This is a genomic window from Polaromonas sp. P2_G11, assembly GCF_056403595.1.
This window is the reverse complement of record NZ_JBFUFE010000001.1, coordinates 661,901-676,838: the sequence shown is the minus strand read 5'-3', so window position 1 is coordinate 676,838 and position 14,938 is coordinate 661,901. Positions and strand designations below refer to the sequence as shown.

Annotated in this window: 15 protein-coding genes and 1 tRNA gene; 8 read left to right on the top strand and 8 right to left on the bottom strand. The window is 61.2% G+C overall.

Features of this window, described 5'->3' with window-relative positions:
• Positions 1–67: 67 nt before the first annotated feature.
• The 3 genes from AC1DWQ_RS03375 to AC1DWQ_RS03365 form a co-directional block, all read right to left on the bottom strand.
• Positions 68–532, bottom strand: coding sequence for a hypothetical protein (locus AC1DWQ_RS03375; protein WP_477668357.1), 465 nt, complete (start codon positions 530–532; stop codon positions 68–70).
• Between the two features lie 89 nt (positions 533–621).
• Positions 622–698, bottom strand: a tRNA-Met gene (locus AC1DWQ_RS03370).
• 124 nt (positions 699–822) lie between these two features.
• On the bottom strand, positions 823–1,620 hold the full coding sequence (locus AC1DWQ_RS03365) for an enoyl-CoA hydratase (protein ID WP_477668356.1): 798 nt from the start codon (positions 1,618–1,620) through the stop codon (positions 823–825).
• A 104-nt stretch (positions 1,621–1,724) separates the two neighbouring features.
• On the opposite strand from AC1DWQ_RS03365, the gene AC1DWQ_RS03360 reads away from it, so the two are divergent.
• Entirely contained in the window at positions 1,725–1,985 is a 261-nt protein-coding gene (locus AC1DWQ_RS03360) for an enoyl-CoA hydratase-related protein (RefSeq protein ID WP_477668355.1), read from the top strand.
• Between the two features lie 32 nt (positions 1,986–2,017).
• Here AC1DWQ_RS03360 and AC1DWQ_RS03355 read toward each other — a convergent pair whose 3' ends face one another.
• From AC1DWQ_RS03355 to AC1DWQ_RS03345, 3 genes are all read right to left on the bottom strand, one after another.
• Positions 2,018–3,820: a M61 family metallopeptidase gene (locus AC1DWQ_RS03355; protein WP_477668919.1), complete on the bottom strand. Its 1,803-nt coding sequence runs from the start codon at positions 3,818–3,820 to the stop codon at positions 2,018–2,020.
• A gap of 161 nt (positions 3,821–3,981) precedes the next feature.
• Positions 3,982–4,698 (bottom strand): DsbC family protein, encoded by a 717-nt coding sequence (locus AC1DWQ_RS03350; RefSeq protein ID WP_477668354.1) that lies wholly within the window; start codon positions 4,696–4,698, stop codon positions 3,982–3,984.
• A 27-nt stretch (positions 4,699–4,725) separates the two neighbouring features.
• Positions 4,726–5,847, bottom strand: coding sequence for an FAD-dependent monooxygenase (locus tag AC1DWQ_RS03345; protein ID WP_477668353.1), 1,122 nt, complete (start codon positions 5,845–5,847; stop codon positions 4,726–4,728).
• 93 nt (positions 5,848–5,940) lie between these two features.
• Here AC1DWQ_RS03345 and AC1DWQ_RS03340 point away from each other — a divergent pair, with 93 nt between their 5' ends.
• Complete coding sequence (locus AC1DWQ_RS03340; protein ID WP_477668352.1) at positions 5,941–6,852, top strand: MOSC domain-containing protein; 912 nt, start codon at positions 5,941–5,943, stop codon at positions 6,850–6,852.
• On the opposite strand, the gene AC1DWQ_RS03335 is transcribed toward AC1DWQ_RS03340, so the two are convergent.
• On the bottom strand, positions 6,840–8,687 hold the full coding sequence (locus AC1DWQ_RS03335; RefSeq protein WP_477668351.1) for a sensor domain-containing diguanylate cyclase: 1,848 nt from the start codon (positions 8,685–8,687) through the stop codon (positions 6,840–6,842). The genes AC1DWQ_RS03340 and AC1DWQ_RS03335 overlap by 13 nt on opposite strands.
• Positions 8,688–8,751: 64 nt before the next feature.
• Between AC1DWQ_RS03335 and ychF the strand changes: the two genes are divergently transcribed.
• From ychF to AC1DWQ_RS03320, 3 genes are all read left to right on the top strand, one after another.
• Positions 8,752–9,843 (top strand): redox-regulated ATPase YchF, encoded by a 1,092-nt coding sequence (gene ychF, locus AC1DWQ_RS03330; protein ID WP_457281046.1) that lies wholly within the window; start codon positions 8,752–8,754, stop codon positions 9,841–9,843.
• 193 nt (positions 9,844–10,036) lie between these two features.
• Entirely contained in the window at positions 10,037–10,393 is a 357-nt protein-coding gene (locus AC1DWQ_RS03325; protein ID WP_457281045.1) for a RidA family protein, read from the top strand.
• A gap of 41 nt (positions 10,394–10,434) precedes the next feature.
• A complete protein-coding gene (locus AC1DWQ_RS03320) occupies positions 10,435–11,172 on the top strand; it encodes an rRNA pseudouridine synthase (protein WP_477668350.1) in 738 nt (245 codons plus the stop codon).
• A 27-nt stretch (positions 11,173–11,199) separates the two neighbouring features.
• Here the strand turns inward: AC1DWQ_RS03320 and AC1DWQ_RS03315 are convergent, their stop codons facing one another.
• Positions 11,200–11,682 (bottom strand): YqaA family protein, encoded by a 483-nt coding sequence (locus tag AC1DWQ_RS03315; RefSeq protein WP_457281043.1) that lies wholly within the window; start codon positions 11,680–11,682, stop codon positions 11,200–11,202.
• A 143-nt stretch (positions 11,683–11,825) separates the two neighbouring features.
• Here AC1DWQ_RS03315 and dusB point away from each other — a divergent pair, with 143 nt between their 5' ends.
• From dusB to purH, 3 genes are read left to right on the top strand one after another with little or no spacing between them, the layout of a single operon-like run.
• Positions 11,826–12,914, top strand: a complete 1,089-nt coding sequence (dusB, locus tag AC1DWQ_RS03310; RefSeq protein WP_477668349.1) for a tRNA dihydrouridine synthase DusB — start codon at positions 11,826–11,828, stop codon at positions 12,912–12,914.
• Positions 12,911–13,147, top strand: a complete 237-nt coding sequence (locus AC1DWQ_RS03305) for a Fis family transcriptional regulator (protein WP_348047983.1) — start codon at positions 12,911–12,913, stop codon at positions 13,145–13,147. Before dusB ends, AC1DWQ_RS03305 begins: the two co-directional genes overlap by 4 nt.
• Before the next feature lie 59 nt (positions 13,148–13,206).
• Positions 13,207–14,790: a bifunctional phosphoribosylaminoimidazolecarboxamide formyltransferase/IMP cyclohydrolase gene (purH, locus tag AC1DWQ_RS03300; protein ID WP_477668348.1), complete on the top strand. Its 1,584-nt coding sequence runs from the start codon at positions 13,207–13,209 to the stop codon at positions 14,788–14,790.
• Positions 14,791–14,938: the final 148 nt, after the last annotated feature.

The following is a 14,938-nucleotide window of genomic DNA, read 5'->3' as shown; positions in this document are numbered from 1 at the left end:
TAAATTAATAGCTGCTTGCGCCCATGTTTAAAGGGCGTCAGGCTGATTTCGCTTGAGGCTGTGGGCGTTACTGCTTGTAGGCAGGTAACTGGTCGTACGGCGTCTTGCCGTTGTCCACTGTCTTGGCAGGGGTGCCGCTGTTGAAATTGAACACCGTGTCGGTGCCGCCCGCCCGCTTTTCCTTGGCCTCTTCCGCGTTGAGGATCCAGACCTCATGGACCTCGCCGGTGTTGCTGCGCAGGTAGTTCACCACCAGCTTCTGGTTCAGGAGTGCGCCGGACAACACGAAATTGTTGTTGATGTCGCGTATGCGTGCGCCCACAGACAGCCTGTCCTGCTTGCCGTCCATGGAGATCACCGGCGGCGTCACCACCACCATTTCGCCGCGGACGGCCTTGGGAGGGAATTTCCGGATGTTGGGTTTGACAGCCTCGGCGGGATCGGTCTGGGCCAGGGCTGGCAGGCTCATCAGGCCGGCAGAAGCAGCCAGCATCATCAGGAGTGCGGCCAGGCGGGAAGTGCAGCGGTTCATGGTATGTGTCCAGAGGCTGTTAATAAATAGGAGAATAACAAAGAACAAAGCCTCAGGGGGAAGGACCCTCTGAGGCTTTGACGCATTCCTGGTGGTCGTAGGTGGACTTGAACCACCGACATCAGCATTATGAATGCTGCGCTCTAACCAACTGAGCTATACGACCGAACCCAAGATTATAACTATAAAAACACCCCCGTCCAGGCTCACTGCGTGTAGCCTGCTCCCCCCCTCAAGGGGGCGGCGCCTGGGGCCGGCGAAGCCGGACCCGCGGCCCCTACTGGTGGGGCTCACCTGTGTTTAAAAACCGGTTTTCGTTTGTTGACGAAGGCGTCCATGCCTTCTTTTTGGTCTTCGGTGGAAAACAGCGAATGGAACAGGCGCCTTTCGAACATCACGCCGTCGCTGAGGCCGCTTTCAAATGCCCGGTTGAGGGCTTCCTTGGCGGCCATGACGCTGGTCTGGCCGTAGCTGCAGATCATCAGCGCGGCGCCCAGGGCTTCGTCCATGAGCTTTTCCAGCGGCACCACACGGCTGACCAGGCCTGAACGCTCTGCCTCCTGGGCATCCATCATGCGGCCCGTCAGGGTCATGTCCATGGCTTTGGCCTTGCCCACGGCACGGGGCAGGCGCTGCGTGCCGCCAGCACCGGGAATGATGCCCAGCTTGATTTCAGGCTGGCCGAACTTTGCGTTGTCGGCAGCAATGATGAAGTCGCACATCATTGCGAGCTCGCAGCCGCCGCCCAGCGCAAAGCCGCTGACGGCAGCAATCACCGGCTTGCGGATGCTGTGGATTTGCTCCCAGTTGCGGGTGATGTAATCGTTGTTGTAAACGTCGGCAAAACTGTAGGTGGCCATGGCGCCGATGTCGGCGCCTGCGGCAAAGGCCTTTTCGCTGCCGGTCAGGATGATGCAGCCGACGGTGTCATCAGCATCAAACGCCTTGAGCGCCCGGCCCAGTTCGTCCATGAGCTGGTCGTTCAGGGCATTGAGTTGCTTGGGCCGGTTCAGCGTGACGATACCCACCTTGCGGCTGTCCGGGCCTTCGGTGCGGGTTTCAATGGTTTCGTAGGTCGTGGAAGACATGAAATAGGTCCTTTGGCTGAAAATGCGTCCGGCAATGATGCCACGGGCTCATGGCTGCCAATGGCTTGCCGCAATGCTAGATTCGGGAACAGGAGACTGCTGCCATGACTGCTTCCCATACCGGCTCCGCTGCCGATCCCACCGTTCTGTATGCCATCGATGGTGCTGTGGGCATCCTCACGCTCAACCGCCCCCAGGCCCTGAACAGCTTTACCCGGCAGATGCGCGAAGGCGCCACGCGCACGCTGCATCAGCAACTCGATGCGGAACGCGACATGCAGGCGGCCCTGGGACGCAGCCACGATTACATGGAAGGCGTGACGGCTTTTCTTGAAAAGCATCCCGCGGTATTCAAGGGCGAATGACCTTCCGAAGAGGTGAGTCGCGCCAGGCCGGGTCAGGTTTTCTGGCCGAGCCATTGGTCCATCAGCGCGGCATCCCGCACCGCCAGGCGCCAGGTGGTCAGCGCGGGCGGCATGGGCAGCTCCAGCCGCAGCAGGCGTTTGTCGCGTGCGACCAGGGCAATGACTTTTTTGGCCGTGCCTGCGTAGTGCAGCAGGTCATCGAGCCGGTTCATGCGCCAACCGCCCTCCGGCTCCCGTGCGCCTGTGGCAATGGGTTCCACCGCCAGCCATTCATCTCCCGCCGCAAACCCGGCATGCTCGGCAACGCCGCCGCGCAGCACGGTCTTGACCTGCACCACGCCCTGGTTTTCGCTGGCGCGTAATCCCAGCCGCTGAGCCAGTTGCGCAGGTTCTTCGGCGACTGTCACGCCATGCTGTTCCAGCAAGGCCTTGAGCGGAAGTTCTTCGCGTCCGTGCACCCATTGGGCCAGCTCGGTGGCAAACGGGCGGTGTCCTGCGGCTGCAAGCTCCTCTGCAAAATCTGTCTCGCGCAGGGGGCCGGCTTTGCAGCGTTGCCAGAGTGCGCGCATCACGTTGTCCAGTGTCGCGCCCCCGGCAGCTCCGCCTTCTGCCCGAAGCGTCAGATCAAAACACAGCGCCACCAGCGCTCCCTTGGTGTAGTAGCTCACGGTGGCGTTGGGCGTATTTTCATCCTGCCGGTAATACTTCACCCAGGCATCGAAGCTCGCCTGGGCGACGGATTGAACCAGCCGGCCCGGGGTCTGCATGACCTGGTTGATGGTCTTGTTGAGCAGCTTGAGGTAGCCGGCGTTGTCCAGCAGGCCGGCGCGGCGCAGCAACAGGTCGTCGTAGTAACTGGTGAAGCCCTCGAAAAACCACAACAGCCCGGTGTAATTCTCGGCGCCGTAGTCGTAGTGTTCAAACTCCGCGGGACGCAGCCGCTTGACATTCCATGTATGGAAATATTCGTGGCTGATGAGGCCGCGCAGCGTGGTGTAGCCTTCTGCCGTGCGGGATTCACCCAGGCGCGGCAAGTCCTTCCGGTTGCAGATCAGTGCAGTCGAGTTGCGGTGCTCGAGTCCGCCGTAGCCTTCGTCCACCGCGTTCAGCATGAAGAGGTAACTCTTGAAGGGAGGCTTTTTCGCACCATGCCAGAAACGGATCTCCGTTTCGCAAATCTTCTGGGTGTCCGCCAGCAGCCTTGCGCCGTCGAAGCTCGGGGCCGCGCCCGCGACCACCATGCGGTGCGGCACGCCGCGCGCCGTAAAAGTACCGCTCCAGAAAGCGCCCATTTCCACGGGGCAGTCCACCAGTTCGTCGTAATCGGCCGCCAGGTAGGTACCAAACCCATGCTTGTTGACTGCCTGCGGCCTGAGCCCTGTGGCCAGTGACCAGCCCTTGGCGGCTTTCGGTGTGAGGATCTCCAGCACATGCGCGGCTTTTTCCTGGCCCTGCACTTTCAGGCACAGGCTGGTGCCGTTGAAAAAGCCGCGATGGGAATCCAGCCAGGCGCTGCGCACGGAGTTGTCGCAGGCATACACCTCATAGCGCAGCACCAGCGGTTTGGCAGGCGAGCACTGAATCTGCCAGGTGCATTTATCGAGCTGTTCGGCACGAAGCGGTGTTCGTACCGTTTGGCGAGCCTCCAGGTTCTGCAGGTTTTTGGAGAATTCCCGCACCAGGTAACTGCCGGGGATCCACACAGGCAGCGAGACCCTTTGCAAAGCGTCAGGCTGTGCGATCGTGAGGGTCACGCGAAAGAGGTGGGCGTGCAGAACGTCTGTTTCGACGCGGTAGTGAAGGGGGGAGGAAGTGTTTTTAGGGGTGCCTGGCATCTTGCGCAAAGAATACCCCACGTCTGCCGCCAGCTGCATGGGGGCGCCCGACGGATCAAGTCGATCGGGCTGTAAATGCTATCAAAAAAGGAGCTGCTCGCGCAGGTGGTGTGCGGGCTGGAGGTCGATTTTGTATCTAAACAGGGCCTTCTGGCCCATTTTCAGGGAGTTTTTGCACTGAGCAGCATTTTTTCGACTTCCTGGGCGCTGACCGCGCCTGGCGCGCGGGATCCGTCAGCAAAAATCAGGGTGGGCGTGCCGGTGATATTGTATTTTTGGCCAAACTCGCGGTTTCGCTTGATGGCCGAGATGTCGCATTCGGCAGCCGCAGGCACGGTGTTGCGCAGCATCCAGTCGTTCCATGACTTCGCCTTGTCCTTGGCACACCAGATGTGGCGCGACTTGGCGACGGAGTCCGGTCCGAGCACGGGGTACAGGAAGAGATAAACGGTGACGTTGTCGACGGTGGTCAGGTCCCGTTCGAAGTGTTTGCAGTAGCCGCAATTTGGGTCTTCAAACACCGCCAGCCTGCGTTTCCCCTCACCGCGAACAATCTTGAAAGCGTCCTTCAAAGGGAGTTTGTCGAAATCGACTGCACTGAGTTTCCCGATGCGTTCCTCGGTCAGGTTTTTTTTGTTTTTTACATCGAGAAGTTGACCCTGCAACAGGTAGTTACCTTGCTCGTCGGTATAGAAAATTTCGAAGCCAATACGTACCTCATAGAGGCCGCCCATCGGTGTTTTGGTGACTTCATCGATTTTTGCAAAAGCCGGAAATTTCTCTGACAGGTTTTTGCGGATGACGGCTTCCTGCGCAAAAACAGGAACCAGGCTGAACGCCGCCAGACTGAGCAGACCGATCAATTTCACTATTTTCATTTAAGTTCCAGTCTGTTTCTCAGTCATTCATAAACCCGCGGCTTGCCGCGTCAGCCAGGCCTTGAGCAAACCGCTTCGCTCAAACCCCTTCATGCCCCAATTGCGCAGGGCCTGCCAGCGCCCATCGGTTTGCGCAAAAATGCCATGCAAACCGTCGGTGACCGCGCCCATTGCCGCTACGTCGGCCTTGCGGGCCCTTTCGTAGCGCCGCAGCAGTTTTTCATCACCCAATCCGCGCCAATACTCACGCTGTGAAATCACCCCGGCCAGGCAAGCCGCATCGGCCAGGCCCAGGTTCAAGCCTTGACCGGCCAGCGGGTGCACCGTGTGCGCCGCATCGCCCGCCAAAGCCCAGCCGGGGCCGACCCAGTGCCCGGCGCTGGACAGGGAAAGCTGCCAGCTTGCCCGCTCGCTTGTCAGGCGCAGGTTACCGGTCTCTTCGCCGCACACGGCCTTGAGGGTGTTGCAAAATTCTTCCGCGGGCATTTTTTCGAGCAGGGCGGCCCGCTGTACAGGGACAGACCACACCAGCGCCGCCAAGTTCCCGTTGGCACCCGATAAAGGCAAAAGAGCCAGTATGTCGCCGTGGGTAAACCACTGGCGGGCAATGCCGCCATGGGGCTTGTCCAGCTCAAGCCGTGCTGCGACGGCCTTTTGCGGATAGGGCTTGATGGTCCAGTTGACCGGCCGGATCTGGGCGAACTCATCACGGCTGGCGCTTTTCTGGCCTTCGCAGATCACGTTGAGCGCGGCCTTGGCAGGCGCGTCCACCGTCTCGATTTGCGGCTGGTAGCGAACTGCCTGGCTCAATTGCTGCTCCAGCGCCGGGACATCCACAATCCAGGCCAGCGCTTCCTGGCCGACACTGCGCGCCGTGAAATCCAGCTTGCCGCCGTTGTCTCCCCAAACCTGCATTTCGACCACCGGCGTGGCAAAGGCCGTGTCGGGCCAGGCGCGCAGGGTTTCCAGCACGCTGCGAGACGCGCTGTTGAGGGCGTAAGCACGCACGTCGGGCATGGTGTGCATCCCCGGCGGCCTTTCAGGCCTGGTGACCAAAGCTACGCGCAGGCGCTCGCGCGCCAGCAGCAGGGCCAGTGTGCGGCCTACCACACCATCGCCGCGAATACAGACATCAAAGGTCTTGGACATGGCCCATTTTAGGAGGCAGGGCAAAATTGGTGCTTTGGGCAAACAATTACTGCGCGGTTTCTGGCCGTGCATCTGAACCTAAAGGCTTGAAAAGTGAGCGATCCATTGAACGAAACATTACCGGCCGACGCACCTACTGACCTCAGGGCCGTGATTTCGCGCCTTTATGTGTATCCGGTGAAATCCTGTGCCGGCGTGCAGGTGCAGGAAGCCCTGCTGACTGAAACCGGGCTGGAATTTGACCGTGCCTGGATGGTGGTGGACAGCAAGGGCGAATTCCTGACCCAGCGTGAATTGCCGCGCATGGCATTGATCAGGCCCCAGCTGAGGCACCACGACATGGTGCTGCGTGCGCCCGGCATGCTGGCCCTTCACATTGCGCTGGACCAGGTGGAAGAGCCCGTTCGCGTGCAGGTCTGGAAAGACGAAGTCCAGGCGTATGACATGGGTGCCATCGCGGCGCAATGGTTCACCGACTTCCTGGGCCAGGCTGCACGCCTGGTGCGGTTTGACCCCGAACACAAGCGGGTTTGCAGTCCGCAGTGGACCGGCGATGTGGAAGCGCTTAACCAGTTCAGCGACGGTTACCCGTTGCTGGTACTCAGCGAAGCCTCATTGGTGCATTTCAACGAAAAGCTGGTGGCTGCCGGCACCCCTGCGGTGGGCATGGAGCGCTTTCGTCCAAACATCGTGCTGGGCGATGCCGCTGGTGCCGACAGTCTGGCGCCGCACGATGAGGACCGCATTGAGGTGCTGCAGGTTGCCACGGCGCAAGGCGTGGTCCAGCTCAAGCCGGTCAAGCCCTGTCCGCGTTGCCCGATTCCGAATATCGATCCCGCGACGGCTGTCAGCAGCCCGGAAGTGGGCGACATGCTGCAAACCTATCGCCAGGATGCGCGGGTGAACGGCGCGCTGACGTTCGGCATGAATGCCATTGTGCTGGCGGGCATTGACCACCAGCTCAAGGTGGGCCAGCCGGTGGGTGCGAGTTATCAGTTTGAATGACTCTTGACCGCCCGCAGGGGCGGCGGGGCGTGGGCGGCCGTGGACGCAGGGAGCGCCTCTGGCGCCTGCGGACCGCTTGAGAGGCTGTCCAGCGTTGATTCGGCGTCCAGCGGCATGGGGTGTGTCAACTCCGGCTCGAGAAAGCGGATGGGGCGGCGGGTGCGAGCCGCCATGCTGTGCAGCAGGTCGGCCAGGGCCGTGGAAATTTCCTCGTGGCTGCCAAGGCGCTCGCTCAGCAGCACGCCCGCGACATGAAATTGCAGAACGACCTCCGGTTTCAGGCCCTTGAGCGGCATGAGGCCGGCCGCGATCAGGCGTGCCGCCAGGTCGGTGACTGGCGGGCGTGATTCAACGCCTTCAAGAATGAGGCCGAAGCGCGCCTCGTCGATGCGCCCCACGGTGTTGACATCGCGCAGAAGCCGGCGCAACTTGATCACGCTTCGCAGCAGGCTTTGCTCGGCCACCGCTGTGCCCCAGGTTTTCTTGATATACCGGTAGTTGACCAGCTCGATGTACACCACAGCCGCCGGCTCTTTGTGGCGCTGCGCCCGGCTGACCACCTGCTTGAAGCGGTCGTGGAAAAGATGTGCGGCGAGCAGGCCGGTGAGGGCGTCCTGGCTGGACATGGCCTGCTCGCGCGCTTCCACTGCGTGGCGCTCATGTGAGCGCGTGTTCAGCGCCACCAGCAGCAGGGGCACCTCAATGGTCAGCGCTGCCATCAGGCCGTAATGAGACAGCCACGACAGGGAAAACAGGCCCAGGATGCTGGTGACGGTGAGGAGCGTGACCAGCCCCAGCGGGGAAAAAGCCGCCAGTACCCAGAAACCCACGACATCGTGGCGTCGCCACGTCATGTAGGCCCGGCTTGTTCCCAGTGCAACAACGGCAACCAGGTAAGTCCCGAGGAGGCCTATGCCCAAGCCGCGCTCCAGCACGAGATAGGCCAGCGCCAGCGGCGCTCCGGCCATGCCTGTCCAGTAGGCCAGCCGCTCAAACCACTTGTGGCGTGAACCGGTGCCGCACAGGTGATGCACGACCAGCAGCGCCGAGCCGCCGCCCAGGATGGCGAGGAAGCCCTGCGCCATGTTGTTCCAGGTGCTGAAGTTGCCCCAGAGAAAATGGCCTGCCACTCCCGTCCACGCCGCTACGACGAGGGCCATGATGACGGCGTACACGGAATACCACCCATAGGCCCGGTCGCTGTAAACCCAGCTCTGGACAACGCAGGCAATGATCAACAGCACCAGTGCGCCGAATACCACGCCAATCGCGAGGTATTCCAGCTGAAGTCGCTGCGTCAGGTTGCCTCGCGTGCTGACCCGAACCGGAATGCTGACCTCCGTCTGGTGCTGTATGCGCACATACACGTCATGCACGCCGTTGTCCGGCAGGTTCAGGCGGAAATGCCCGTAACGGCCGGGTTCCGGCCAGCTGGAGACAGGCACGGTGTCCCCGGCAGTTTCGGCAATCCACCCTCCCGACGGTGCACGCTGGTACACCGTCGCCAGGTCCAGCAGGGGCAGGGGAAACTCAAGCAACCAGTCCTGGCGCGAGCCGGATGACCTGGCAAAACGGTAATGCAGCCAGAGCGCCGCGTGCGGGCCAAGCGAATGCACCGTATCGGCAACCGAGGAGACGAACAAGGCCCCTGGATGGCCGCCGGCCAATTGGTCGATGCCGGCCTGGCCGTCGCTGTCAATCCATGTCAAACTCGCCGCTGCCACGTCCAGGGTCGGCTTGGCGTCGTTTAAAGCCACGATGGGCTGGGCCTGCGCAGGATGCGCCAGAGCACCCAAAAAACCGGCCACCACAAAGATGGCGAATGCCTGCCACAAAGCGCTCCAACCCCGGCCGGGCGCGCATCGAATACACTTCTCAGCCTGTTTTTGAAGGTTTCTCATGAGTTTGAAGTGCGGCATTGTAGGCTTGCCTAACGTCGGTAAATCCACCCTTTTCAATGCGTTGACCAAAGCGGGGATCGCGGCTGAAAACTACCCCTTTTGCACCATTGAGCCCAATGTTGGCATCGTGGAAGTGCCCGACCCGAGGTTGGCGCAATTGGCTGAAATCGTCAAGCCTGAACGCATTGTTCCGGCGATCGTCGAGTTTGTGGACATTGCAGGCCTGGTGGCGGGCGCCAGTACGGGCGAGGGACTGGGCAACAAGTTCCTGGCCCATATCCGCGAAACCGACGCCACAGTCAATGTGGTGCGTTGCTTTGAAGATGACAACGTGATCCACGTTGCCGGCAAGGTGGACCCGATTTCCGACATCGAAGTCATCCAGACGGAGCTTTGTCTGGCCGACCTGGCAGCAGTTGAAAAAGCCCTGCACCGCGTGACCAAGACGGCCCGCTCGGGCGACAAGGAGTCTGTCAAGCTGGTTGCCATCCTGGAGAAATGCCAGGCCGCGCTCAATGAAGGCAAACCGGTGCGCACTGTGGACTTCAGCAAGGAGGAACTGCCGCTGCTCGGCCAGTTTTTCCTGATCACCGCCAAGCCGGCCATGTTTGTGGCCAACGTGGCCGAGGACGGTTTTGAGAACAACCCCTTCCTGGACCGCCTCAAGGCTTACGCGGCAGAGCAAAAGGCGCCGGTCGTGGCGATCTGCGCCAAGATGGAAGCCGAGATGGCCGACATGGAGGAAGAGGACAAAAAGATGTTCCTCGCGGAGATCGGCCAGGATGAGCCGGGGCTCAACCGCCTCATCCTGGCGGCATACAAGCTGCTGGGCCTGCAGACCTATTTCACCGCGGGCGTGAAGGAAGTGCGCGCCTGGACCATCCACGTGGGCGACACCGGTCCGCAAGCCGCGGGCGTCATTCACACCGATTTTGAAAAGGGCTACATCCGCGCCCAGACGATTGCGTTTGCCGATTTCATCGCCTACAAAGGCGAGCAGGGCGCCAAAGATGCCGGCAAGATGCGCAGTGAAGGCAAGGAATACGTCGTCAAGGATGGCGACGTGATGAACTTCCTGTTCAGCAGCTGAGTTGCCAGGGCCCCCGGGTAACCTGGGGCCGATTTACTGCGAGGCCTGGACATCACGGTGGCGGCATCATGGAAGAAGTCGCGCCACAATACCTCACGAACGATCCGCACCATCGGGTGGCGGCCCCGTTACCGGCTTGCCAGAGCAGGCCATCCCCCCCGAAACCCTCGCTTTGAGAAAGAAAGAGAACACCATGTCCATCCAGCGCATCGAAACCGGCCCACGCATGTCCCAGGCCGTTATCCATAACAAAACCGTTTACCTGGCAGGCCAGGTGGCCGGCAACGACGCCGGCTCCGGCGTATACGAACAGACCCTCAGCATCCTGGCCAATATCGACCGCCTGTTGGCAGCAGCCGGCAGCGACAAGTCGCTTCTGCTCAGCGCCACCATCTGGTTGACCGATATGGACAGCTTCGGTGAAATGAACCGTGCCTGGGAAACCTGGGTGGTGCCCGGCGCCACGCCCGCACGTGCCACGGTCATGAGCCCGCGCCTGGCGGCGCCGCAGTACCACGTGGAAATCGGTGTGGTGGCGGCCCAAGGCTGATTTCTCATCCACGCTTGACCCGCCATGAAGGCCACGCCGCGATGACAGAACCCGTTCGCCTTGCCAAACGCCTGGCTGAAATGCTGTCCTGTTCACGCCGCGAAGCCGAGCAGTACATCGAAGGCGGCTGGGTCACTGTTGACGGGGTGACTGTCGAAGAGCCCCAGTTCCGGGTGTCGGGCCAGGCCATCGTGCTGGACAAGGATGCGAGCCTGCTGGCGATGACACCGGTGACTTTGCTGCTGCACAAGCCGGCTGGCCAGGACGCGAGTTCCGATGGCGGCGCGGCGCAGGTGGCCCGGTTGCTGTCGGCCGCCACACAATCGCCTGACGACCGCTCTGGCATCCGGCCGCTCAAGAAGCATTTCTCCACGGTGGAACTGGTGACGCCGCTGGCAACACCTGCCAGCGGATTGGTCGTGCTGACGCAGGACTGGCGCGTGGTGCGCAAGCTGCGTGAAGATGCCCGCGTGATGGAACACGAAGTGATCGTCGATGTCAGCGGTGACATCAAACCCGGCGGGCTGGACCGGCTGAACCGGGTGGACCACGGGTTTACCTTCAAGGGTGTTTTGTTGCCGCCGGCCAAGGTGAGCTGGCAAAGCGAAAAGCGCTTGCGCTTTGCCCTCAAGGGTGAAGTCCCGGGGCAGATTGCCTACATGTGCGAGAGCGTCGGCCTGCAGGTGCTAGGCATGAAACGGCTGCGTATCGGCCGTGTGGCGATGAGCCAGCTGCAACCCGGTCAGTGGCGCTACCTGCTGCCACACGAACGCTTCTGATCCTTCTTCTGATTCTTCTTCTGGTGCCTATCCGGTCACCACGCCGGGAAAGGCCCAGATCAGGCTGCCGGTCATCAAAAAGTAGCGCAAAAATTTGCCGACCGCCATGTAAGCCAGGCAGGGCCAGAACGGAAACTTGAGCCAACCCGCGACCGCGCACAGCGGGTCTCCGACCACCGGCAACCAGGCCAGCAGGCAGGCCTTGGGGCCGAGTTTCTCCAGCCATCGGACCGCACGGCCGTGATGCGATGAATGCTGGTATTTGTCCACCACCTTGTGGGCGCCGTAACCCATCCACCAGTCGAGCGCACCGCCCAGCGTGTTGCCCGCAGTTGCTACCAGCACAGCGGGCCAGAACATGGCGGGGTTGAGCTTGACCAGGCCGAAGACCACCGGCTCCGAGCCCAGCGGCAACAGCGTGGCCGAGATGAAGGAAACCACAAACACCGTGCTCAAGCCGTATTCGGGCAGGGCCAAAAGTTCTATCAGGCGGTGAATCCAGGCTTCCATATATCTATTTGAGTATAGGCATGACGGGCCAGCCACCCTGTCAGGAAGACGCTTACAACTCCGTGTGCAAATTTCAATTGCTGAAATTTTGGGCAGGTACAATCGTGCCTCCTTTTTCAGCAACCTCGCAGCGCTCACTTCCCATGAACATCGGCCCTTACGCTTTGGCGAACAACCTGTTTGTCGCGCCCATGGCTGGTGTCACGGACAGGCCGTTCCGCCAGCTCAGCAAGAAGCTCGGTGCGGGCTATGCGGTCAGCGAAATGGTGACCTCTCGCCGCGACCTGTGGGATACGCTGAAGACTTCGCGCCGTGCGAACCACGAAGGTGAGGCCGCACCGATCGCCGTGCAGATTGCCGGTACCGACGCGCAGATGATGGCCGAGGCCGCCGCCTACAACATCGACCGCGGCGCGCAGATCATCGACATCAACATGGGCTGCCCGGCCAAGAAGGTCTGCAACAAGTGGGCGGGCTCGGCGCTGATGCAGGACGAACCCCTGGCGCTGCAGATCGTGGATGCGGTGGTGGCCGCCTGCGCACCGCGCAATGTGCCGGTCACGCTCAAGATGCGCACGGGCTGGTGCCAGGCTGAAAAGAACGCCCTGGCGATTGCCCGTGCCGCCGAAAGTGCCGGCGTGCAGATGATCACCGTGCACGGCCGCACGCGCGAGCAGGGCTACAAAGGCCATGCCGAGTACGACACAATTGCCGCCGTGAAAGCCGCGCTGCGCATTCCGGTGGTAGCCAACGGCGATATCACCAGCCCTGAAAAAGCGCGTGATGTGCTGGCGTATACCGGTGTCGATGCCGTGATGATTGGCCGCGCTGCGCAGGGGCGTCCGTGGATTTTTCGCGAGATTTCACATTTCCTTTCAAGCGGCACGCATCTTGCGCCACCGCTGGTGGCGGAAGTTGAACGCCTGCTGCTGGACCATTTGCGTGACCACTACGATTTGTACGGTGAATACACCGGCGTGCGGACGGCGCGCAAACACATCGGCTGGTATGTGAAGACCTTGCCCGGTGGTGAGGCGTTTCGCGCGCAGATGAACCTGCTGGAAGACTGCGAAGCGCAACTGAAGGCGGTGAGTGCTTTTTTTGAAGGGCTGGGGGCGCAGATGGACCGGATTCCGGCTGCTGCCGTCGAGGTTGATGACGAGGGCGTGCCTGTGCAGGCACGGGCGAACAAAGATAAAAATCAGGAAAATCAGGAAGAAGCTGCTGCATGAGCAAAAAACATATCGAAGAGTGCGTACGCACCAGCCTGGAAGGCTATTTCAAGGACCTGCGTGGCACCGAGCCCGACGGCATGTACGAAATGATGGTCAAGGTGGTGGAAAAACCGCTGCTGGAAGTTGTCATGCAGCATGCCGAGCAAAACCAGTCGCGCGCCGCCGAATGGCTGGGCCTGAACCGCAACACCCTGCGCAAGAAGCTGGTTGAGCACAAGCTCATCAAATAAAAAAACACGCTCCCATGGTCCGGCCCTTTCGCCGGCCATCCTCTTTAGAGAAGACAAAAATGAACGCACTGATTTCCGTTTCGGACAAAACCGGCATCCTCGAATTCGCGCAGGCGCTGCATGCCCTGGGCATCAAGCTGCTGTCCACGGGCGGCACGGCCAAGCTGCTGGCTGACGCCGGGCTCCCGGTGACCGAAGTCGCCGATCACACCGGGTTTCCGGAAATGCTCGACGGTCGCGTCAAGACCTTGCACCCGAAGATTCACGGCGGCCTTTTGGCCCGCCGCGATGTGCCGGAGCACATGGCGGCGCTGACAACCCACGGCATTGACACCATCGACTTGCTCGTGGTCAATCTTTATCCGTTTGAGTCGACGGTCGCCAAGCCCGGCTGCACGCTGGAAGACGCGATTGAAAACATCGACATCGGCGGCCCCGCGATGGTGCGGTCGGCGGCCAAGAACTGGAAGGATGTCGGCGTGCTGACCGATGCCTCGCAGTATGAAGGTGTGCTGGCCGAATTGAAAACCGGCGGCAAACTGACCGACAAGACCAAGTTCGCCTTGTCGGTAGCGGCATTCAACCGCATCAGCCAGTACGACGGCGCGATCAGCGACTATCTCTCAGGCATCCAGGCCGACGGCAGTCACGGTATGTTCCCCGGCCAGGCCAACGGGCGTTTCGTGAAAGTGCAGGACCTGCGTTACGGCGAAAACTCGCACCAGCAAGCTGCGCTGTACCGCGATCTGTATCCCGCACCCGGCTCGCTGGTAACGGCCAAACAATTGCAGGGCAAAGAGCTCTCATACAACAACATCGCCGACGCCGACGCCGCCTGGGAATGCGTCAAGAGTTTTGACCTCATCAAGGACGGCGCCGCCTGCGTGATCGTCAAGCACGCCAACCCTTGCGGCGTGGCGGTGGGCAAGGACGGCCTTGAAGCCTACAGCAAGGCCTTCAAGACCGACCCGACTTCGGCCTTCGGCGGCATCATCGCCCTCAATTGCCCGCTCGACGAGCGCGCCGCACAGCAGATTTCCAAGCAGTTTGTCGAAGTGCTGATGGCGCCTGCCTTCACACCCGAAGCGCTGGAAGTGTTCAAGACCAAGGTCAACGTGCGGATTTTGCAGATTGACCTGCCGCCCGGCGGCGACACGGCCTGGAAGCAGGGCCGCAACCTGATGGACGTCAAGCGCGTTGGCTCGGGCCTGTTGATGCAGACCGCAGACAACCACGAATTGGCCATCGGCGACCTGAAAGTCGTCAGCAAGCTGCAGCCGACGCAGGAGCAGCTGCATGACATGCTGTTTGCCTGGAAGGTTGCGAAGTACGTCAAGTCCAACGCCATCATCTTTTGCAAGGACGGCATGACACTGGGCGTCGGCGCCGGCCAGATGAGCCGCATCGATTCGGCTCGCATCGCCTCCATCAAGGCCGCCAACGGCGGGCTGACGCTGCAGGGCTCAGCAGTGGCGAGCGACGCTTTTTTCCCTTTCCGCGACGGCCTCGACGTGGTGGTGGACGCCGGCGCGACCTGCGTGATCCAGCCCGGTGGCAGCATGCGGGACGACGAGGTTATCGCGGCAGCCGACGAGCGCGAAGTGGTGATGGTGCTGACCGGGGTCCGGCACTTCCGGCATTAAGTCACGTTTTAAGGGTTTTTGATCGATAGCCCAATGGGAATGGGCGCGAACAGCTATCAAATTGATAGCATAACGCGTCCCTTTTCCCTTTTGGGTGAACAGGCCAGAGGCGGCGCAAGAACACTTCCGCACCTTGAACCCTGCATCA

Excerpts from the sequence above, each read along its gene's own strand:
- AC1DWQ_RS03375 (WP_477668357.1), bottom strand. The coding sequence starts at position 532 with ATGAACCGCTGCACTTCCCGCCTGGCCGCACTCCTGATGATGCTGGCT.
- AC1DWQ_RS03365 (WP_477668356.1), bottom strand. The coding sequence starts at position 1,620 with ATGTCTTCCACGACCTACGAAACCATTGAAACCCGCACCGAAGGCCCG.
- AC1DWQ_RS03360 (WP_477668355.1), top strand. The coding sequence starts at position 1,725 with ATGACTGCTTCCCATACCGGCTCCGCTGCCGATCCCACCGTTCTGTAT.
- AC1DWQ_RS03355 (WP_477668919.1), bottom strand. The coding sequence starts at position 3,820 with ATGCCAGGCACCCCTAAAAACACTTCCTCCCCCCTTCACTACCGCGTC.
- AC1DWQ_RS03350 (WP_477668354.1), bottom strand. The coding sequence starts at position 4,698 with ATGAAAATAGTGAAATTGATCGGTCTGCTCAGTCTGGCGGCGTTCAGC.
- AC1DWQ_RS03345 (WP_477668353.1), bottom strand. The coding sequence starts at position 5,847 with ATGTCCAAGACCTTTGATGTCTGTATTCGCGGCGATGGTGTGGTAGGC.
- ychF (WP_457281046.1), top strand. The coding sequence starts at position 8,752 with ATGAGTTTGAAGTGCGGCATTGTAGGCTTGCCTAACGTCGGTAAATCC.
- AC1DWQ_RS03325 (WP_457281045.1), top strand. The coding sequence starts at position 10,037 with ATGTCCATCCAGCGCATCGAAACCGGCCCACGCATGTCCCAGGCCGTT.
- AC1DWQ_RS03320 (WP_477668350.1), top strand. The coding sequence starts at position 10,435 with ATGACAGAACCCGTTCGCCTTGCCAAACGCCTGGCTGAAATGCTGTCC.
- AC1DWQ_RS03315 (WP_457281043.1), bottom strand. The coding sequence starts at position 11,682 with ATGGAAGCCTGGATTCACCGCCTGATAGAACTTTTGGCCCTGCCCGAA.
- dusB (WP_477668349.1), top strand. The coding sequence starts at position 11,826 with ATGAACATCGGCCCTTACGCTTTGGCGAACAACCTGTTTGTCGCGCCC.
- AC1DWQ_RS03305 (WP_348047983.1), top strand. The coding sequence starts at position 12,911 with ATGAGCAAAAAACATATCGAAGAGTGCGTACGCACCAGCCTGGAAGGC.
- purH (WP_477668348.1), top strand. The coding sequence starts at position 13,207 with ATGAACGCACTGATTTCCGTTTCGGACAAAACCGGCATCCTCGAATTC.